This window comes from Desulfotalea psychrophila LSv54 (genome assembly GCF_000025945.1).
Taxonomy (GTDB): Bacteria; Desulfobacterota; Desulfobulbia; order Desulfobulbales; family Desulfocapsaceae; genus Desulfotalea; species Desulfotalea psychrophila.
This window is the reverse complement of record NC_006138.1, coordinates 2,237,373-2,258,048: the sequence shown is the minus strand read 5'-3', so window position 1 is coordinate 2,258,048 and position 20,676 is coordinate 2,237,373. Positions and strand designations below refer to the sequence as shown.

At 45.7% G+C, this 20,676-nt stretch carries 19 protein-coding genes; 5 read left to right on the top strand and 14 right to left on the bottom strand.

The window, feature by feature from the left end; translation table 11 throughout:
- Positions 1 to 144 precede the first annotated feature (144 nt).
- Positions 145 to 2,607 (bottom strand): helix-turn-helix domain-containing protein, encoded by a 2,463-nt coding sequence (locus DP_RS10170; RefSeq protein ID WP_011189228.1) that lies wholly within the window; start codon positions 2,605 to 2,607, stop codon positions 145 to 147.
- A gap of 392 nt (positions 2,608 to 2,999) precedes the next feature.
- On the opposite strand from DP_RS10170, the gene DP_RS10165 reads away from it, so the two are divergent.
- The gene (locus DP_RS10165) at positions 3,000 to 4,457 is read left to right on the top strand and encodes a tetrathionate reductase family octaheme c-type cytochrome (protein ID WP_041277879.1); all 1,458 of its coding nucleotides are present in this window, start codon (positions 3,000 to 3,002) and stop codon (positions 4,455 to 4,457) included.
- A gap of 10 nt (positions 4,458 to 4,467) precedes the next feature.
- Positions 4,468 to 6,123, top strand: coding sequence for a cytochrome b/b6 domain-containing protein (locus DP_RS10160; RefSeq protein WP_049785072.1), 1,656 nt, complete (start codon positions 4,468 to 4,470; stop codon positions 6,121 to 6,123).
- Positions 6,124 to 6,211: 88 nt separating this feature from the next.
- Here the strand turns inward: DP_RS10160 and DP_RS10155 are convergent, their stop codons facing one another.
- From DP_RS10155 to DP_RS10125, 7 genes are all read right to left on the bottom strand, one after another.
- Complete coding sequence (locus DP_RS10155) at positions 6,212 to 6,943, bottom strand: amino acid ABC transporter ATP-binding protein (RefSeq protein WP_011189225.1); 732 nt, start codon at positions 6,941 to 6,943, stop codon at positions 6,212 to 6,214.
- Positions 6,944 to 6,946: 3 nt separating this feature from the next.
- Positions 6,947 to 7,615, bottom strand: a complete 669-nt coding sequence (locus tag DP_RS10150) for an amino acid ABC transporter permease (protein ID WP_011189224.1) — start codon at positions 7,613 to 7,615, stop codon at positions 6,947 to 6,949.
- Between the two features lie 83 nt (positions 7,616 to 7,698).
- Positions 7,699 to 8,301: a transporter substrate-binding domain-containing protein gene (locus tag DP_RS10145; RefSeq protein WP_265588547.1), complete on the bottom strand. Its 603-nt coding sequence runs from the start codon at positions 8,299 to 8,301 to the stop codon at positions 7,699 to 7,701.
- Positions 8,302 to 8,698: 397 nt separating this feature from the next.
- On the bottom strand, positions 8,699 to 9,862 hold the full coding sequence (locus DP_RS10140; protein WP_011189222.1) for a cache domain-containing protein: 1,164 nt from the start codon (positions 9,860 to 9,862) through the stop codon (positions 8,699 to 8,701).
- 201 nt (positions 9,863 to 10,063) lie between these two features.
- Positions 10,064 to 10,546, bottom strand: coding sequence for a GGDEF domain-containing protein (locus DP_RS10135; protein WP_011189221.1), 483 nt, complete (start codon positions 10,544 to 10,546; stop codon positions 10,064 to 10,066).
- A 59-nt stretch (positions 10,547 to 10,605) separates the two neighbouring features.
- Entirely contained in the window at positions 10,606 to 11,058 is a 453-nt protein-coding gene (locus DP_RS10130; protein ID WP_041277878.1) for a Tll0287-like domain-containing protein, read from the bottom strand.
- Positions 11,055 to 11,285 (bottom strand): hypothetical protein, encoded by a 231-nt coding sequence (locus DP_RS10125; protein WP_041277877.1) that lies wholly within the window; start codon positions 11,283 to 11,285, stop codon positions 11,055 to 11,057. The genes DP_RS10130 and DP_RS10125 overlap by 4 nt, the downstream gene beginning before the upstream one ends.
- 492 nt (positions 11,286 to 11,777) lie before the next feature.
- Here DP_RS10125 and DP_RS10120 point away from each other — a divergent pair, with 492 nt between their 5' ends.
- A complete protein-coding gene (locus tag DP_RS10120; RefSeq protein ID WP_156792261.1) occupies positions 11,778 to 12,782 on the top strand; it encodes an integron integrase in 1,005 nt (334 codons plus the stop codon).
- Positions 12,783 to 12,841: 59 nt separating this feature from the next.
- Here DP_RS10120 and DP_RS10115 read toward each other — a convergent pair whose 3' ends face one another.
- Positions 12,842 to 13,309, bottom strand: coding sequence for an AraC family transcriptional regulator (locus tag DP_RS10115; RefSeq protein ID WP_011189218.1), 468 nt, complete (start codon positions 13,307 to 13,309; stop codon positions 12,842 to 12,844).
- A 319-nt stretch (positions 13,310 to 13,628) separates the two neighbouring features.
- Between DP_RS10115 and dbpA the strand changes: the two genes are divergently transcribed.
- Positions 13,629 to 15,038: an ATP-dependent RNA helicase DbpA gene (gene dbpA / locus DP_RS10105; protein ID WP_011189217.1), complete on the top strand. Its 1,410-nt coding sequence runs from the start codon at positions 13,629 to 13,631 to the stop codon at positions 15,036 to 15,038.
- Between the two features lie 71 nt (positions 15,039 to 15,109).
- Here the strand turns inward: dbpA and DP_RS10100 are convergent, their stop codons facing one another.
- From DP_RS10100 to deoC, 3 genes are all read right to left on the bottom strand, one after another.
- Positions 15,110 to 15,748, bottom strand: coding sequence for an FMN-dependent NADH-azoreductase (locus tag DP_RS10100; RefSeq protein WP_011189216.1), 639 nt, complete (start codon positions 15,746 to 15,748; stop codon positions 15,110 to 15,112).
- Between the two features lie 235 nt (positions 15,749 to 15,983).
- On the bottom strand, positions 15,984 to 16,904 hold the full coding sequence (gene rbsK, locus DP_RS10095) for a ribokinase (protein WP_041277875.1): 921 nt from the start codon (positions 16,902 to 16,904) through the stop codon (positions 15,984 to 15,986).
- Between the two features lie 241 nt (positions 16,905 to 17,145).
- Positions 17,146 to 17,829, bottom strand: coding sequence for a deoxyribose-phosphate aldolase (gene deoC, locus DP_RS10090; protein ID WP_011189214.1), 684 nt, complete (start codon positions 17,827 to 17,829; stop codon positions 17,146 to 17,148).
- Between the two features lie 499 nt (positions 17,830 to 18,328).
- Between deoC and DP_RS10085 the strand changes: the two genes are divergently transcribed.
- Positions 18,329 to 19,342 (top strand): type I glyceraldehyde-3-phosphate dehydrogenase, encoded by a 1,014-nt coding sequence (locus DP_RS10085; RefSeq protein WP_041277874.1) that lies wholly within the window; start codon positions 18,329 to 18,331, stop codon positions 19,340 to 19,342.
- A gap of 8 nt (positions 19,343 to 19,350) precedes the next feature.
- On the opposite strand, the gene DP_RS10080 is transcribed toward DP_RS10085, so the two are convergent.
- Together DP_RS10080 and DP_RS10075 are read right to left on the bottom strand one after the other, a co-directional pair.
- Positions 19,351 to 20,262, bottom strand: coding sequence for a MinD/ParA family ATP-binding protein (locus tag DP_RS10080; protein WP_011189212.1), 912 nt, complete (start codon positions 20,260 to 20,262; stop codon positions 19,351 to 19,353).
- A gap of 18 nt (positions 20,263 to 20,280) precedes the next feature.
- Positions 20,281 to 20,583, bottom strand: a complete 303-nt coding sequence (locus tag DP_RS10075; RefSeq protein ID WP_156792260.1) for a hypothetical protein — start codon at positions 20,581 to 20,583, stop codon at positions 20,281 to 20,283.
- Positions 20,584 to 20,676: the final 93 nt, after the last annotated feature.

The window sequence follows — 20,676 nt, the reverse complement described above, 5'->3', positions numbered from 1 at the left end:
AAATCCTGACTTATTATTAGTTTAAAAGCATAACACTTTTAAATATCATTGACACAATTAGAATTTAACTCTGCTAACATCTTTTTTTTACGTTTTTTTCAAGGAAAACTCAGCAAAAGGGAAGGGGACTGGGGACACCTTCTTTTATTTCTCTCTTTGCAAATGGGCCTGGGTGAATTTTATGTCTCCATAACTACAGGCCTTACCAAGCTGCTCCTTAATCTCTCCCAGTTGCAAATCGGCCGATTTAAGAAGGACAACCTCTATCTCTTGCTGCCTCTCTTTACTGACAAGTCTGGCGATACTCATCTTTCCCTCTTTAACCCAAAAGGCAAGATGGGTCTCGATGGTGGCCGCTGAGAGATCCCTGAGTTGGGCAATTTCCACAATAGCTTTCCCCTCGTTGAAGAGGTTAAGGCTTATCTCCTTGGTATTGCCCCGACTGGCCTTTACCTTACTCGCAACCTCCCGTTTGGGCTCAGGCAATGACATCTGCTGTATATCATTTATGCCGCAGTATTCCCGGACAAGGCTTAAAAGTTCTTCACCATACTTTTCTACCGTGCGAGGACCGACGCCCTTGAGTTTGAGAAGCTCCTTATCACTCTTTGGCAGTGACACCGTTATCTGTACCATTGCACTCTGATGCAGCACCTGGAATGCCGGTATTTTTTCCTCTTTGGCCTTGACTGTCCGCCATTTTCGTAGGCTGGCAAAGAGTTTTGGATGGGCAATATCCTCCTCGGAGTATGCCGGTATCTTCGCCTCTCTTTTTTTACCTCTTCCCTTCTGTTCAATTTCTACTTGGGAGATGGCGCGAAGGTATGCTCGAGGAGAAAAGCCTGTTTTCCCTGAGGCAATACCCGCTTTTTTAACCAGGGCCTCGGTGAGCAGAGCTGTCTGCGCAATTGCAATTTTTTTGTTTATCTCACTGTTATCGCTTTCTATCCGTAGTAGTTCAAGCGGCTTGATCAACAGCTCATCTATTTTCTTACAAAAATAGCCTGCAGCCTTACAGCATCTCTCCATGATATGATCATTGTCTGTGGGCAGGATATCCTCTTTAAATATATCTATTAACTGCCGTTGAAAGTTGCCACCAACAGCGCATATTTCATCCGTCACCCCTGTCTCAAAGGCTTCCACATCTTTCATTCCTGAAATCTGGACGATATAGCGATTACTGGTGAGAAGAAAGGTAACTCTTCTTAATTTTCCGGCCAGCTGTTCAAAGTGATAGCAGACGAGGATCAATTTTTGTTGATAGAGGATTTTTTCCTGTTTGAGCCTTATAAGAGGGTCAAATGATTTTTCGCTCTGCTCAATAAATTGTAACACGGTTCTATCGGTTTGCATGGCTGATCTGCGCAGGGTAGAGCAGAGGACAAGTCCCTCCAGGCTACGACATCGACTAAGGGCCACATAGATCTGTCCGGGGGCAAAGGCAGCCTCTCCATCAACGATGACTCGATCAAAGGAGAGTCCTTGACTCTTATGGATGGTAATTGCCCAGGCAAGTTTGAGTGGATATTGAGAGAAGGTACCGAGTTTTTTTTCCTCGATCTCCCCACTTTCAGCATCCAATTTATACTCCATATGTTCCCAAACGACAGGTTTAACGGTGACGGGTGTCCTCTCTCCCGGGCAGAGGACATTAATACCGTCCTCATCAATATCGATAACCCTACCTATCTTCCCGTTAAAGAAGAGCCTGTCAACAGAGATGTCATTACGAAGAAACATTACCTGAGCACCGGGTTTAAGCTCCAGAGAGAGAGAGGCAGGGTAGGCCTGTTCCGGGAAATCATCTTTTATCTCTGCTGCAAATGAGTATGTCTTAGCCGAGAGTCCCACAAGTTTATTACTGTTTATTGCATCGGCTCGATAATTATGGGTACAGAGGGTGATATAGTCCTCATGGCCTTCTTCCAGTATTTCAGGATTATAGCGTTTATTGAGTTCGGCCAGCTCGGCCTCTGTAATTGAGTTTTCACGTATCTTATTAAGCAGATTGATAAAGGAGATATCTGACTGACGATAGATCTGTTGCAACTCTATGTAGGCAAGTTTGGTTTTCTGCAGGGCGTAGCTGCCAAAGAAATAGGGCGTTTTATAATGCTCTCCCAAGATGCTCTGATCATTCTTGGTGATAACAGGGGAGAGCTGTTGCAGATCACCTATCATAAGCAGTTGGACACCACCAAAGGGGGCCTCGCTTTGCCTGTATCTTCTCAGAACCGCGTCAATGGCGTCGAGCACGTCGGCCCGAACCATACTGATCTCATCGATGATAAGTAGGTCAAGGCTTTTGATAATATTGATCTTTTCTTTACTGAAACGATATTTCATATTCTGACTCTGAGCAGAGCCGCCCGGAACAAAGGGGGCAAAGGAGAGTTGGAAGAAGGAGTGCATGGTTACCCCGCCGGCGTTGATTGCCGCAACCCCGGTGGGAGCGACAATAATGAGCCGTTTTGCGGATGTTTTTGCCAAATTTTTTAAGAAGGTAGTCTTTCCAGTGCCTGCTCGACCAGTAAGGAAGATGGTACAATCTGTATATTCAACAAACTCATTGGCAAGTTCTAGTTGGGGGTTTTTCTTGCTCATGCAGGGCGGTGCTCCGTTTTAAAAATCAATCTCTTTATGGGAAAAGGCTGGCCTCTTCTTTAAAATGAGACCTTAAAGTGTCAATACCATATTGCTCAGGCAACTTCTCGAAAATTTTATCCGAATTGACAACAAGAGCAAGGTCTTTGTCCTCTCTCCGGCCACCTCTGGATGAGCAGGAGGCATTGGGGCCGGTGCTTAGGAGAGATTCACATTTAAGGGGGTATCAGAAGCCTAAGCAGAGGATAATATTGACAGAAAGTAGACAGAACTCTTTTTGATATGCTAGGCTTATCTCAGGTGTTTTATGACGTTAAAATCATGGCAGATGAGATTCGTTCTCCTTATTGCCTCTTCCACTCTCATTAAATTTCGCCGTTGAGAACTATCACATGAAGAAATTTATATTTTGTTTTTCTCTCCTCTTTCTTGCCTGTCCAAGCTGGGCTGCAATCCCTGAACATCAGTCTATTATGGACCCATTTGCCTCTCCTCAGGATGTTACCCGCGTATGCATAGGCTGTCATCAAACACAGGCAACAGATCTCTGGCATTCTCGCCATTATAGGTGGCAGGGCGAAGAGGTAGAATTCCATGGGAAAAAACAGAGACTAGGTAAGAAAAATCTACTTAATAATTTTTGTATCAACATTATCTCTAATGAGCCTCGCTGTACAAGTTGCCACGTAGGTTATGGTTGGAGTGATGGTTCCTTTGCCTTTAAAGAAGAGGACATGGATTGCCTGGCCTGCCATGACAGCACGGGGAACTATAAAAAATTCCCTACAGCTGCGGGCTACCCTGTTTACCAGAAAGAGCAGAAAGTTTTTGCTGGCAAGGTAGTTTTTAAGAAGGTTGTCCTACTTAAATCAGCCCGGAGCGCCACAAAACCTCTTTCACAAAACTGTGGAGCCTGTCATTTTTATGGCGGTGGCGGCCATGCTGTAAAACCTGGTGACCTTGACAGGAGTGTCCTTGAGGGCGATCCTGCTATTGACATTCATATGAATAATCCTGACCTGGAAAAACGCCTCGTCTGTGTTGATTGTCACGCAGATCCCAATAAGCATGATATTCGTGGGGCTCTTCAGGCATCTATGGCAACAGGCAGTAATCATTTCTCCTGTCGAGACTGTCACGGCAGAGCTGCACACAGTAAACGTATGAAGTCTACCCTGAATAGGCATACCAGCACAGTCGCCTGCCAGACCTGCCATATCCCCTATTACGCTAAAAAATACCCCACCAAAATTTGGTGGGATTGGTCAACGGCAGGAGACAAAAAACGAACAGTTAAAAAAGATGCTTACGAGAATCCAGATTATAGCTGGAAAAAGGGTGACTTTCGTTGGGACAAGGCATTACGTCCTGAATATTATTGGTATAATGGCAAGACTGACTATGTTTTACTCGGTGAAAAAATAGATACCACCAAGATTTTGGTCTTCAACCCCCTTGAGGGAAGTTTTGCAGATAAGACAGCCCTGATTTCACCATTTAAAGTGATGCGAGGCAAACAGTTTTATGACAAAAAGCAGAACATTGTCCTGGTGCCCAAACTGTTTGGCAAGAACGGTTATTGGAAAAGCCTCAATTGGCAAAAGAGCTTCTCTCTGGGTATGGAGGCCGCCGGTCTCTCCTTTTCAGGTGAGGCAGGCGTCATTGAGACCAGGATGTTTTGGCCCATTGATCATATGGTTTCTCCGGCAAGTCAGGCTGTAGGCTGTATAGAATGTCACACAAAAGATCCAGAGCAAAAGCCCCTGCTTGATTGGCAAAAACTTGGCTATCCTGGCGATCCTGTAAAGACTGGTGTTACACGTTATAGTGAAGATATCACAGAGCGATAGGGGGATTACCATGAAACGTGTCTTGCTGATACTATTTGTTTTTTTTGTGACCGTTTTGCCCACAATGGCAGATGAGACCTGTTTGACCTGTCATCAGGAGAGTGCTTTTGTGCATCGCTGTCGGAATATTGCTGTATCGCCCACAACCCTGATGGAGAGTGTGCATGCAAAATTTGCTTGCGTTGATTGCCACTATAAGGGGCATGAAGATTATCCCCATCAAAAATTTGATAGCCGCATATCCTGTGGAGAGTGTCACAAAGAAGCGTTAGCGCAGTATCAAAATTCGAGTCATTACCTTGCCCTTCGAGCGGGAAATGTGGAAGCTCCAGATTGTACCAGCTGCCATAGTCAGCATCAGGTACTCGATCCACAGGAGGCCTTTCACGGTCAAAATGGCATAAAAGCCTGTCGGCAATGTCATAATGATCCAGATAAAAATATCCGGGCAGGATTAAAACCAGCCCTAGTGAAAGGTTTTGAACACTCCTATCATGGACAGATGTATAATCTTGGCCACGATGGTGAAGAGTTTGCGACCTGTATATCCTGTCATGGAAGTCATGCGATCCTTGGCCGTGATAATCCCGATGCAACCATTTACCAAAACAATCTTGTTGAAACCTGCTCCCAGTGTCATACAGACGTAAACACAAACTTTTCCGGTTATCTCAATCATTACTCTCTGGATAATAACGAATCTGCTGTTCTCGATAAGCTGACTCATTTTATGGAACTGCTTTTCCGGGGCACAATGATTGTCTTTGGTCTGCATACCCTCTTGTGGTTTATGCGTACCATGGTAACAACGGGGTGTAAGGCAACGTCAGCCGCCTACCAAAGTGAAAATGTTATCATACGTTTTCGCCTCCAAGAGAGGATGATGCATCTAATTATGGTGCTCTCTTTTCTGACACTTGCTGCCACGGGCTTACCACTTAAATTTAGTAATTCGCCATTTTCAGAGTGGATTTATAAGAATCTCATAGGATTTGATGTCGCGGCCCAGATACACCGTATTGCGGGAGTCGTCTTGCTGGTACTCTTTATCTTTTATGTCCTATATCTGCTTATTTACCGACTAATTATTCGAGGTGAGCGGGGGATGCTGTGGGGGGTAGACAGTTTAATGCTCCAACCAAAGGATGTGGCAGATTTCTTCCGCCATATTGCATATTTTCTTTTTCTAAGATCAGAACCTCCCAAATTTGACCGTTGGACATACTGGGAAAGGTTTGATTATTTTGCCGTCTTTTGGGGTATGTTTGTCATTGGTATATCAGGCCTTGTCCTGCTTCTTCCCATGCAGGTGACGGTCTTCTTTCCTGGCTGGGTGATTAATTTTGCCCATATCTTTCATTCAGAAGAGGCTCTGCTGGCCACGGCTTTTATTTTTATTGTCCACTTTTTTAATACTCATCTGCGACCAGGAACCTTTCCTATCGACGATGCTATTTTCACGGGCCGCATAACAGTTGAACAGTTGCAGGAAGAGAGACCGCTTGAATATGAACGTCTGTTACAATCGGGTCAACTTGACCTTCTACGGGCAGAACCACTCGCCCACTGGCAGGTGGTTCTCCTTCGCATCATGGGCCTCTCTTTTGTTTTTATTGGCCTCAGCCTACTGGTGCTCATCATTACCAGTGTTTTTGATCTTTTATAGGCTTGCTCATTGCCGGATGAATCTTAACGAGGCGGGGAGGAGAGGCAGACAAGAAGAGGAGATACACCTCTTCTTGCTCAACAGCTGTCTAGCCGTGGGTAATAACTTTGCCCAAAAAATCTTTAAGACGTGGATGCTCTGGATTAGAAAAAAATTCCTTGGGTGGTTTATCCACCTGAACCACACCCTCATCAATAAAGAGTACTCGATCGGCAACCTCCTGGGCAAAACCCATCTCGTGGGTAACCACAACCATGGTCATTCCCTCGGCGGCAAGCGTCTTCATTACCTCAAGTACCTCACCAACAAGTTCCGGATCAAGAGCCGAGGTGGGCTCGTCAAAGAGAATGGCCTTGGGCTGCAGGGCCAGGGCTCTAGCAATGGCAACCCGCTGTTTTTGTCCACCAGAAAGCTGATTGGGAAAATCACTATCCTTCTCGGCAAGGTTCACCTTTTTCAGAAGATTACGGCCAAGATCATTGGCCTCCTTTTTGCTGGTGCCGCGCACCTTTATGGGACCAAGGGTGATATTGTCCAATACCGTCATATGGGGGAAGAGATTAAAGTGCTGAAATACCATGGTGGCTTCGGTGCGAACCATGTTGATATCGGTGGATTTATCCATGATATCGTAGTTATCAACGATAATGGTGCCGCTAGTGGGCTCTTCAAGTTTATTTATACAGCGTAGAACGGTCGATTTCCCGGAGCCGGATGGACCAATGATAACAACTACCTCCCCCTTCGCGACCTCAATGTTAACACCTTTTAGGACCTCTGTATCACCAAAGGATTTATGGAGATTACGAATACTAATCATATCTTATCTTCCCTGTATCTGTAGACGTTTTTCAACAATTTTTAATACCCTGGCAATGCTCATGGTCATGGCCAGGTAGATGAGTCCGCAGGCGAGATAGACCTCAAAGGCTCTGAAATTTACCGCCACAATTTCATCTGCCGTGCGCAAGAGCTCTCCGACTCCGATAATCATCAATAGAGAGGTATCTTTAAGACTGATTATAAACTGATTTCCCAGAGGCGGAATCATCCTTCTAAAGGCCTGCGGCCAAATAACATAGCGCATGGCCTGCAAGGAGGTCAGGCCAATAGAGCGTCCCGCCTCCATCTGTCCTGAATCTATGGATTGTACTGCTCCGCGGACTATTTCGGCAATATAGGCGCCGGAATTAATAGCAATAACAATAACTCCTGCCGCCAAAGCCGGTAGGCGGAAGCCAAAGGCCATGGGCAGACCAAAGTATAAAAACATGGCCTGCACCAACATGGGCGTGCCCCGTATTGTCTCAATATAAAAACCTGCAATCTTACGCACAGGCCATAAGGTGGAGAGCTTCATAAGGCCAAAAACAACACCCAGGACAAAACCAAAAACAAGTCCACCTACCGTGAGATAAACGGTAAGCTTGGCACCCCCTAGTAGTAGCGGGATCGATTCGACAATTACTGCTGGTTCAAAATTAAAGGCCATAATTAACCATTTGTAAAAAGATAAAAAAAAGGGGCATAATGCTTTTCACACCCTGTCCCTTGTCTTGTCGGTTTAAAAAATGTTTAGCGGGGAGCTACACCAAACCACTTCTGATAGATCTTGGTATACTCACCACTATCTTTGAGGGTTCTGAGAGCTATATTTACCTTCTCTACCAATTGAGATCCTTTGGGAAAGCCAATGCCATAGGGCTGACCGGCATAGAGGGTATCTACAATAGTAACCTGACCCTGACCACGCTTACTGGCAAAAGATTCAATAACAGGTCTATCAAACATAACGGCATCCACTCCACCGGTCATAAGTTCCATAAACATCGCATTATCGTTGGGGAAAAGGACAAGTTTGGTCTTGGCAGAGTGCTTTTTCAAGAAGTCAACACTGGTTGTACCAGTCTTGGTGGCAACCTTTTTGTCGACCAGATCAGCCAGGCCTTTAATAGAGCTGCCCTTAGGTACCAGAAGGAGAAGGCCAGAGTCATAATACCCATCAGAAAAGTCAATAACCTTCTTACGTTTATCAGTAATGGACATACCTGCAATACCAGCGTCGATCTGTGCAGACTGAAGCCCGGGAACAATGCCCTTAAAAGCCATGGGCTGTAGTTCGTAGTCAAGACCTGCCTCTCTAGCAATGGCGGCCCAGAGTTCCACGTCAAAGCCCACATGCTTACCACTTGCAGGATCTTTGAATTCAAATGGTGGGAAGTAGTATCGGTTGCTACAACAAGTTTTGCAGCAGATGCAGAACCTGCACAAATGGTAAAAACAAGAAATGCGGCGAGGATATAGTGTTTCATGAAAACGCTCCTTGTAATAGTGGGGTCTGTCCCTTCAGGTATCAACGGTCTGTTACTAAGGCTCTTTACCTATTGATGAATAACTTATTCATAATATACGACAGAGTGGCTTGCGTCAATTTTTTTGTCTCTGTGGAGAGAAGATATCTACCTATTATTCTGTGATTTTTCTTTTATACATTATCTTATTCCGCAACAGGCCCGGGCTTTAGAGATGCTACTAACTGGATCGCTCTCTACCGAAAGGAGAGGTCTCCTTAAAACTATATACAAATACGATTTCGTCCCGAATCCTTGGCCTCATAGAGCTTTTTATCGGCCCGCTTCAGTGTTCCCTCGAAGGACTCGGTGTCCGGCTGGTAAATGGCTATGCCGGCACTGAGGGTAATCTGGAACTTACTGTTATTGTCCTCAAAAACCAAACAGGCCGTCTCTTTCCTTATTCTTTCAGTAACAGCTATAGCCTCTTGTTCATTACGAAAAAAGCCAATAAGAAGAAATTCTTCGCCACCAAAACGAATGCTAAAATCATCGGGTCGGGTATTGTCCATGAGGATATTGGCCAACCTCTTTAAAACCAGGTCGCCACAGCTATGACCATAGCTATCATTGACCTTTTTAAAATGATCAATATCTATAAATATCACCACCAGAAGATGTTGGTTGTCCCGGTGTAGCTTTTTTAGAACGTTTGGCAATATCTCTTCTAGAAATCTCTTGGTATAAAGATTGGTAAGCGTGTCTTTTATAGCAAGTTCTCCAAGTTGACGCAGGAAGTAGTTCACCATAAAGGTTGTAGCGGCAATAAACAGGATAAAACAGGTGATGAATATTCCCGAAGCCTTAAAAACAGTCCAAAAAACATTTTTTTGCATATCGTCGAGGTAAAGCCCTGTACCCAGAACCCAGTTCCATGGAGCGAAGTAGGTAACATAAGAAATTTTAGGACTCTCCTCAGGGACCTTGGGCTTAGGCCAATAATACGATACCCAGCCACCACCATTTTTTGCCGTGTTAATAAATTCTTTAAAAAAATATTTCCCTTTCAAGTCGGTCCAGTCAATTTGGTTAAGACCAACTCGCTCGGGAGTATACGGCTGCATCAAAAGTTTTCCCTCACCACTGTTTATCCAGAGGTAACCATTTTTCCCATATGTAGCATTTTCCAAGGCATTCATTGCAAGGTCTTTAGCCTCGGCAGATGTCATCTTGCCCTCTGAACTCATTTGGTAAAAGTGTTGAACAACCCCCAGGCCAATCTCTGTAAGATGCTTAGACTGCTCTTTTTTCTCTTCCTCAAGACTTGTTGAAAATGAGTAATAAAAAAACAGAAGAAAGGCAGCTATGCCAAGGCCAATAAGAATAATAAAGGCCAGTAGCTTATTATGAATGGGAAGTCTGGTTGTTTGGTTTGCTGGCTTGCTCATAAACTTGCTCTCCTCCTAATAAATAGATAAGGGGCGCCTGAACCGGCCTTTCCTGAATTTTTTGTTCCTTTTATTGTAAAGAAAAGGAGGGAGAGTTGGAATGTTTTTTATGAGAAAGGAAAAAAACTAACTGGCCAAAAATAATTGAGCCAAGCTCAGGAGGTATTTTTTTAGCCCTTAATGGGGTGAAAAGAAAGTCTCTCACTCACTGGTGGAGTCATCTATTTTATTAAAAAAACTAATCTGATTTCGACCAAGCCCCTTTGATCTGTACATGGCCATATCTGCCTGGCTGATCAACTCGTCCTTTTTTGGCCAAAGACCTGGGAGAGCACTGCTGATACCAAGGCTTATGGTGACAAGTCCCGTTGGCATTGATTTTGTGTGTACAATTCCCTTTGCCTCAATATTTGCCTGTATTCTCTCCGCGACCTTCAGGGCAGATCGGGGAGGGGTGTTGGGCAGGAGGATAATAAACTCTTCCCCCCCATAGCGTGCACAAAAATCTGCGGGTCTTTTCAGCGATTCATGTATCGCCTGCGCCACTCCCTTTAAACAGATATTACCTTTACTGTGACCATAGCTATCATTATAGAGCTTAAAATTATCTATATCGCCCATTATAATTGAAAGAGGCTGCTGATTTCTTTTACAACCCGCCTTCTCTGCATAAAATCTCTGCAAAGCTTCGATAGTTTGGAATTCCTGTTACCGCATCGAATGCCGCCTGCCTTTTTATTATTTCATAGGCCCTGTTTAATCTCCACCCAAAGAGAAAGATACCAACCAGGCCGACAAAGGCTATTAACATATGGCCGATAAGGAGTGGGAAAAATGGTTGGCATGGCATAGGGTGTTGTTATGCTGACCCCGCCTCGTATGTCACCTTCCCTATAACCCTGCCGGGCATGGCATTGCAAACATGCCTTCTCCGTTATAAGAGGAGCCATATAAAAAAATGAATCCTTTACTTCCCGGTCACTGTAAAGCTCTTTTTCTCTGGTCCCACTTGCAAATTCTTTAAGGAATTCTCTTTCCCTTGCCGTTGCTCTGTTACCCGGCCGAAGAGGCTTGAGACTAGTAAGATGAAACTGCACACCCTCATGTACCCGGGTTATGTCAGAAATTTGCCGGGTCATAAAGGCCGGGTTAACCTTGGTTAAGGTCAAATCATCATTGACTACAATTTCTCTCATTGGCACATCAAGATATTGGTTTGGCTGTGTCTTTTCTGTGACAGGCACATAGCGTGCTGGGCATTCCAAAGACGAGCAGCAACAATATGTTGAAAAAAATTCCTTGCAGAGAACAGGGCAACTCTCTCCTGCTCTTTGATTGCGTTTGTATAGTTCCAAAAAAAAGATAGGGCAATGAGTGATAACCAGGCCAACATGACAAGGGCCATGGTTGTTTTTAATTTCATAATCTTCCTTATTTTTTATCTGATCAACCCGGAAAAATCAGATGCAAAAAATACTCGGGACTATTTCTTGAGCGCCCCCATATGCGAGGAAACTACCAGAAGAATACCCTTATCTGTGAAATTGATCTAACAATATGTTATTATATCTAATCTTTCTGCATGCTCGAATGATCTCTTTTTTTTCGGGCTACTGTTAGCTACAAGCTTATGAGGTCCAAGAGACGATTAAGAAAAGTTCTGTGTGGCCTATATAGGCCATGACAAAAAGAGATCCCTTTCTCTCTGTTTTTTTGCAAAAAAAAACAGAGACTTTACATCTTTCTTTATTTTTTGTAATTCATCTCCCATATTATGCTAGCGTGTAGTATAGCTGATTAGGGGTATTCTTGTCGCAAGTTTTCTCTCCCCCTGATCGTGACGAATAAAATCAGCCATTTCACCTAGTCCGAATTTATCTATGTGTCCTGTGTGTATTTGTATAGAGGTGTAAGGATGGAAAGTAGCAGAGAGTTTATTCCAGACCCGGAGCTTGGGTTGCTGGAACAGGTACAAGAGGTGTTACGCTATTATAATTATGCCTATCGAACCGAGCAGAGTTACTGTGCATGGATTATTCGTTTTTTGAATTTTTATGACTCTCCACAAGAGCCAGCACAAATGGGGATAACTGAAGTTGAAGAATATTTGCATTATCTGCAGGAGCATGAAAACGCCTCAACAAGTACTCAGCGACAGGCACTCAACGCTATCTCCTTCCTCTTCCAGAGAGTATTGGGAATAGAATTGACAGCTATTGCACCTAGTCGCAGTAAGCGACACCTGAAATTACCCACTGTCTTGACTCAAGAAGAGGTGAGCCAGCTCCTCTCGCAACTTCGAGGCCAACATCTCCTCATGGCGCAATTGCTTTATGGCTGTGGCTTAGGCCTAATGGAGTGCATTCGTCTCAGGGTCAAGGATATAGTTTTTGCAGAGGGCCACGTTTTCGTCAATGCAGGTAAGGGCGGTTATGACCGAACTGTCCCCCTGCCGAGATTGATCACCGATCAACTCCAGGCCCAGGTATCGCGGGTGATACAGCTACATAAAGAGGATATAGTCGAGGGCTATGGAGAGGTCTATCTGCCCCAGGCGGTGGCCTTTAAATACCCACTCGCGGCCATGGATGTTAACTGGCAATTTCTCTTTCCTGCCAGCAAAATTTCCTCGGACCCACGTTCCGGCAAAAGACGTCGACACCATGTGATGGAATCAGGCCTGCAGAAGGCGATAAAAACCGCCACGAGCAGGACAAATATAGAAAAACATGTTACCTGTCACACCCTGCGCCACAGTTATGCAACCCACCTCTTAGAGCAGGGAACTCATCTCCACCTCCTGCAAAAATTGCTGGGCCATAAGGATGTAAAGACAACGGAAATCTACACCCATCTTATGAAAAAGAATGTCCATGATGTCCAAAGTCCCCTGGATACACTTACTGAAGAGCAAGGATAGATTTTTGAATTAAAAGGGTGTCCAATCGACGGATGCGATGAGACACCCTCTGTCTATTTTCAGGATTTTTTCAGCGGAATACAGATGTCAAAGATCCACCTGCCGTCAGGATCTTCCTCTCCATTATTATGAAAAAGCTCGTAGCAGGGTTTAGCAGCACACTCATAGCCCTTACCTATAAACCATGAAAAGGCATCTTTCCATGCCTGCTGAAAACCTTCTGCCGTAATTTCGAAATGGCAGACGGCGTATTGGCCCCCACTGATGAGCTGTACACCGATCGTGCCTTCAGCTAATGTTCCGTCCGGAACAGTTATACAGGCATCGGTACGGCATTTCTCGGGCGGGGTAGTCTCCGGGTTATCCCAATATAACCCAAGTATTGTTCCCAAACGCAGATAGCCCTTCGGCTCCGCCCACTGCACCAGTTCAGCGAAGGCCTGTTTACAGGTTTCTTCGCCATAGGCCCCCATCTTGCGTACATATGCGACATTGTACTCCGGCATTTCTTTAATCTTTGCGTTCATAGTAGTTCTCCTTTCATTTTTTTCACCGGTAAGGCAGGGCCAAAACGGAACATTATTTACCGCAAGCCCGGCCATCTCTCCATCCCTCCATCATAACTAACTCTCTTTCTTCCTGAGAGCGGGCCTGTTTTGTCACTCATTATGACCTCTTGCCCTCATCTCAGAGGACTTGCCGGCCCTTTCCTGGCTATGATCCTGTGCATTAACTATGGCTTTTGTGGACAAAATATGATTTATCTGCCATCTCTGTTTGCCGGCATCTCCGGCTAAATTTACCACTAGGGCCCGCAGGGGTCTGCTTCTATAATTAAAGGACCCCATGAGCGCATTTACTACACTGGCCTTAAGCAAAGCAATGACCGATAATCTAGAGATCATGGGTTACCATGAAATGACTCCTATCCAGGCAGAGAGTCTGCCCCATGTGCTGGAGGGCGAGGATCTGCTAGCACAGGCCAAGACAGGATCAGGCAAAACAGCAGCCTTCGGTATCGGCCTCCTCCACAATCTGGATGTAAGCCTCTTTCGAGTCCAAACTCTGGTGATGTGCCCAACCCGTGAGCTGGCGGAGCAGGTAGCAGGCGAGCTACGTCGTATTGCCCGCTTCAAGCACAATATCAAAATTACCACCCTCTGTGGCGGCATGCCCATCAAGCCTCAACTGGCCTCTCTGGAACATCAGGCCCATATTGTGGTCGGCACCCCGGGCCGTATTGAACAGCATTTAAAGCGAGAAAGTCTCAATCTTGACCACGTCACCACCCTGGTCCTCGATGAAGCGGATCGCATGCTGGACATCGGCTTTGCCGATACCCTTGATGCCATTATAAGCTATCTCCCCCGGCGTCGTCAGACCCTACTCTTCTCTGCCACCTTCCCCGATGAGATCCTCCGTCTGAGTGAACAATTTCAGTATAAGGCCCAAAGGGTCATAGTCGACGTAGAGCACGAGGAAAACTCAATTCAGCAAGAGTTCTTTGAGTGCAAATGGGATAAAAAAGCAGCTATTGTCAGCAGAATTTTGGCCACTCATAAGCCTGAGTCCACCCTGATCTTCTGTAATACTAAAGCGAACTGCAGGGATATAGCCGAGGCCTTAGAGGCCAAAGGATTTTCGGCCCTGGCCATTCACGGAGACCTTGACCAGAGAGAACGGACAGAAGTTCTGGTACGTTTCTCCAACGGCAGTAGTCCTATCATGGTGGCCACCGATGTGGCAGCCCGAGGACTTGATATCAATGGGCTCAGCGCAGTAATCAACGTCGATCTTCCCTTTGAGTCCGAGGTCTATATCCATCGTATCGGGCGGACGGGTCGAGCCGGGAAAGAGGGTCTGGCCTTTTCCCTTATGGAGCCTGGCGAAGAGTTCAGGTTGGAGGAGATTAATCGTCTGATGGGCACTGACTTTAAGATTTCCGATGTCGAGGCGCTTGCTCCGGCAGGCAAAGGCGTAACAGCCCTGCCACCGATGGTGACCCTCTCTATCAACGGTGGACGAAAGACCAAGCTCAGGCCCGGAGATATTTTGGGAGCCCTGACTAAAGATGCGGGCATTGCCGGAAGCAAGGTGGGCAAGATCAACTGTTTTGATTTTTACTCCTATGTCGCCATTGAACGTTCCGTAGCAGACGAGGCCGAAAGGGCACTTTCCACCAAAAAGATCAAGGGACGACGCTTTATTATCTATCGTCATGAGGGGGAGGGAGTCAAATCCTCCTTTGAGTATTAAAAAAGAAGCCTGACGCAGAGAACAACAGCCATGGCTCCTTGGCAGCCCCTGTCGGGGAACCATGGCTAACTTTAAATTAGAGAGTAGAGTTCTTTTGCCAAAGATATTGCCTCAAGCTTTGCCGTAGCCAGGACCCGCTCCCTGGACGCAGAGTCTGTCAGGGTGGGTTCTACCCGTATGCTGTGAATATTTTCAAAACCAATAAAACTGAGAAGCAACTCCATATATGTCTTTTGAAAGTCGAGGGTGCTTCCCTTAGTACCACGGTATTGGGCTCCACGAGCATATATTACCGTACAGGCTTTTCCGGTTACCAGTCCCTGATAGCCTGATTCTGGAGAAAACATAAAGGTAAGACCGGGCTGAGTAATGATATCAATAAAGTGTTTGAGTTTATACGGGATAGAAAAATTCCACATAGGAATACTAAAGAGATAACTGTCTGCATCCTTAAACTGACTGACGATATTTGCAATTTCGGTCCAGGCCCGGGCCTCTGCCTCTGTTGGATCCTGCCAGTGAAGTATCTTATATTTGGCACTGAGATAACTGCCATCAACTTCCGGTAAGGGAAAATCCCATAGATCCAGGGTTTCTATCCTGTTTGCAGGATCGGCATCCAGAAATGTATTAATAAAGGATTGAGCGACCCTAGTAGAAAACGATTTGTTTTTTCTTGGTGACGCCTCTATGTAGAGTAATTTGCTCACTTTTTTATCTCCTTTGCCTGATCGTCTACCCTTTGCCCATGGCTACAAAGCATCCATTTATCCAGTAGATAGGTGTTATCTGTCCATTTCAGTATAGGGGGGGGCAAGGGAAAAAGCAAAAAAAGATATTATTTCAGTGGCAAAGGTGATCGGCAAAACTATTCCGCCTTAGCTGATGTCTTTAGCAGAGGAGGTACCCCTCAGACCGGAGGCCGGAAGAGGGAAGGACAGACACCTAGAGAAAACGCTTATATGCCTCGAACTGGTCGATATCGGCGTAGGACTTTTGGGTGCCGGGTCTGGTGGTGGAGAGGGAGGCGTAGATTACAGCCTCTTCCATGGCCGGGATAAGCTCACCACCTTCCACATAGTGCTTGGCAAAACAACCTATAAAGGCATCTCCTGCCCCACTGGTATCTTTAGCCTTCACCTGAGGACAGGGAACAGAGGTCATCTCTTTTTCTGTAACAAGGAGAGCGCCTTTGCTTCCCATAGTCACAATAACCTTCTTAATACCTGCATCTATTAAAAATTTTGCCGCCGCTTGAATTTGTTCAAGGGTCTGCACAGGCATACCTGTGAGAATTTCAAGTTCTGTTTCGTTAGGAACCAGCATATCAAGCTGACAGATCTTCTCCATATCAAGACCGGCAACAGCAGGGGCAGGATTGAGGAGGACAGGAATATGCTCGCGTAGACCCAGCTCAATAACGTAGTAAACGGTTTCAAGAGATATCTCCAACTGCATAACAATGAGATCACAGGCACGGATATCATCAATGGCACGGTCCACATCAACAGGACTGAGATGCTTATTGGCTCCCTTGACAATGAGGATACTGTTCTGCCCCTTTGCATCAACAAAGATAGGGGCAACACCACTTGATATACCTGCGGCGGTTTCTACATAGCGAGCATCGATACCGTTGGCAACAAAGTTGGCCCTGGTATTGGGACCGAACACATCATCGCCCACCTTGGAGAGCATCAGGACCTCACCCCCAAGTTTTGCGGCAGCGATGGCCTGGTTGGCACCCTTACCACCGAAACCAAGATCAAAATCCGGTGCCTCAAGGGTCTCACCAGCTACTGGCATACGATCAGTATAGGTGACAAGGTCCACCATATTACTGCCGATAACAGCTATTTTTTTCATATTTTTCACCTATGGTAGTGATTAAATAATCTCTTCCATGGTCCGGCTTTCGAACTCGGACAAAAAGCCGATACGTACATGAATACCCGGCACAGACCTGCTTGCCACAAGCCAAGGCACAGCGATGGCCAGCAAATTCATTATACACTCATATCTGCCGGCAAGGCCAAGACAGATTACCCATCACTGCCGAAGGACTTCTGCCGCAGCCATGGGCACCCGATATATATCAGTTTTTCTTTTAACGAGAAGGGGGGACCTCTTCTCCATTGACAATTGCGATACCGGCACTTGCCCCAATTCTATTGGCTCCTGCCGCTATCAGGGCGCGGGCATCGGCAAGGTTGCGTACCCCGCCAGAGGCCTTAACCTTACATCTCTCACCAACAACAGCACGCATAAGTTCTACATCGGCAACGGTTGCGCCACCATGACCAAAACCCGTGGAGGTCTTAACAAAGGCGACACCAACTTCCTTGCATATCTGACAGACGCTTTTTTTCTCCGCATCGCTGAGCAGGCCTGTCTCAATGATCACCTTAAGGTCTGCCTCTCCACAGGCGGCAAAAACTGTTTCAATATCTGCCCGAACAGCTTCAAGTTCTCCTGCCTTCAAGAGACCAATATTGATAACCATATCAATTTCGTCGGCCCCGGCTGCCACTGCAAGTTTTGCCTCGTAGGCCTTTGCCGAACTCAGCATAGCCCCAAGTGGGAACCCCACCACCGAGCAAACATCAACGGGGCAAGCTTGAAGTTCTTCCACACAGAGAGGGACATAGCAAGAGTTGACGCATACAGTCTTGAAAGAGTACTCACGAGCTTCTGCGCATAGGGTACGAATAGCTGCAGGGCTTGCCTCAGGTTTGAGGAGAGTGTGATCAATATACAAGGCAATTTCTTTCGGGCTAATGATTGTATTCATATGACTCCCATTAAATTTTGTTACTCTTTTCGCATCTACTGATGCATTATCAGTGAGGCCCCGAGAAACTGCTCGGCCCTTGCCAGTACCTACGTCAACACCAATAATAGCGGTTTGACGCTCCACCTCGGTACGTTTTATGAGAAATAGTAAAATAAGGATGTTATTTTTTGTCACGATTTTTTATGTTACACATCCTGGCTGAAAAGCGCTGACAATAAAACAGAGTTACGGATACCTATAAAGAGAGGTTTGAGCTTTTGCGGATAGCTCGCCCCAGAGCAGAGCTCTGTAATTTTTCCCCGGCAGACACTGTTTGCTAGATTTTTAGCCTTAATAGTGATAATTTATGTAAGTTTTTTTAGCACCTCTGGCCCTGTCTCCGACGGATTTTTTATCTGCCTGCGTTATCTGCCTTTGGTTACGATCCTCTTTGCATTACTGCCAGTCATTGCAGATGGGGTGTTTACTTCTTTTTTTTGCTGTAGTGAGGATTGCTGTGAGTTTTCGAATTGCAATAAATGGATATGGACGTATTGGGCAGAGTGTATTACGTGCCCTCTATACCTCTGAGGTGGGCAAGCATTTTAAGGTTGTTGCTATAAATGAGTTAGCGGACATAGAAACCATAAGGTATCTGACAAAATACGATACCACCCATGGTCGCTTTCCTCTGCCAATCTCCTCCGAGAACGGATGTCTGATTGTGAATGATGACCGGATAGAAATTTTTCGAGAAAAAGATCCCCGCATGCTGCCCTGGAAGGAGTTGGATATTGATCTTGTCTTTGAATGCTCCGGATCCTTTCATGATCGGGAAACGGCGGAACTTCATCTTGCCAGTGGGGCAAAGCGGATTTTGATATCTCACCCCAGCTGCAAGGAGGTGGATGCTACTGTAGTTTTTGGAATAAACGAAGGACTGCTAAAGCCAGCACACAGGGTTGTCTCCAATGCCTCCTGTACCACCAACTGTATTCTGCCCGTATTGCACCTGCTTGAAAAGAATTTTGGGGTGGAAAATGGCCTGATAACCACTGTCCATTCGGCCATGAATGATCAACCGGTTATTGATAGTTACCACAACACCAACCTGCGTCTGACCAGAAGTGCCCTGCAATCAATAGTGCCCGTTGATACAGGCCTATCCAACGGATTGCAGACAATATACCCTGCCTTTAAAGGCAAGTTTCAATGCCTGCATCTGCGGGTGCCAACGATTAATGTTTCCCTGATGGATCTCTCGGTTAATCTAAAAGAAAATGTCAGCGTGGAGGATATTAATAATCTCTTCGCAGGTGTTGCCAAAAGAGAACTCCAGGGCCTGCTTGGCTATACCCGTGAAACCCATGCCTCCGTTGACTTTAATACAGACTCAAGATCCTGCGTGGTTGACGGTACCCAAACACGGGTCTGTGGTGGCAAATTAGTGAAGATGATCTGTTGGTTCGACAATGAATGGGGTTTTGCCAATAGAATGGTCGATGTTGCCGGCCACTGGTTAACCCTCTAGCCGAGTCCTTAGAGCTCGCTCTTGCCCGCTTTTTTTTCGTAAAGGGCAAGAATTTTCAGGAGGCGATGGGTGATGGTTTGAAACGCTATAGAGGCAGGTGCCTTGGGGTCGTATTCAGCTATGGGCATAAAGGCCTTAAGAGCTGCTGACATTGTCTCATCATGGGGAATATCACCCAGGTCAGGCAGGTAAATGCCCAGATACCTACTAGCCATTTTATGCAGTTTTGCCCGGTTAAGCTTGCTCTTGGGGGTTACCCGATTGATGATGAGCAGTGGATTAAAATAGCGTAATGACTCCTGGGCCTTTTGCCGGCCACCTGGCTCCATCTCCTCTATCAGCTCCAGGGCCTGATCAAGGCTGCTAAAACGATTATTTTTGATTTTCTGGCTGATATCACCACTGGAGAGAAACTTGCTCAATGTTTTTCGAATTGTCGCCAACTGCAGAAAGGTATAGAAATCCATAATGGATGTAGGTTCTGGCATGGCAACACACATCTGAATATCCGTTGCCATGAAAAAATCGAGGGTATGATAATTTGTGCCTGCCCCCACATCAAAGAGAATAACATCGGCATCGATACCGCCAATTGCTCGCAACAATCTCTGCTTTTGTTGAAAGTTCATATTGGCAGTTTGCAGGGTATCACCTGTACCGGGGATAAGCTGAAGGCCATAAAAGACATCCATGGTCTGAATAGTCTCTTGGATGGTCTCGACCCTTTTATCAAGAAAATCGGTAAGGGTGTATTTGGGCTGAAACAGACCAAAGAGGATATGGGTATCAGCACCACCAATATCAAAATCAACAATACAGACCTTTTTACCTGCCTTGGCAAGAAGAAGGGCTATATTACTGATAGCAATGCTCTTACCAACTCCACCTTTTCCTGAACCTACCGATATAGTTATTGCCATTGTTGTTTTGACTTTGCCTTACTTTTGGCTCTTTTTTCGTTTATTTCTTATGGAGTGAATTCGGCCGACCTGTTGCAGTATTGTTTGCATTTGGTGAGCAGAGTCCATCTCTCCAGACCAGAGAGCCACTCCGTCCTGAGTGGTGATAGACATCTTGCCGTTTTCACAACGAAGTAGGGCATCCGCAGGTACCTGAGAACAGGCACATGGTCGCTCTTTTTTAACAGCCGTAGAGGCACCATTTTTTTCTGCATTGGTAGCATGCAGTTTCTCAAAGCATTTTGAGCAGAGTTCTCTTTCAGGGAACTCAAAGAGATTCAATACAACTCCACAGCTTGAACAAAATTGCATGTGGCAGGCCCTTTTTATAGGTTAGTGTGAAATGATTTTTTAAAACAGTCTCATATTACAAAG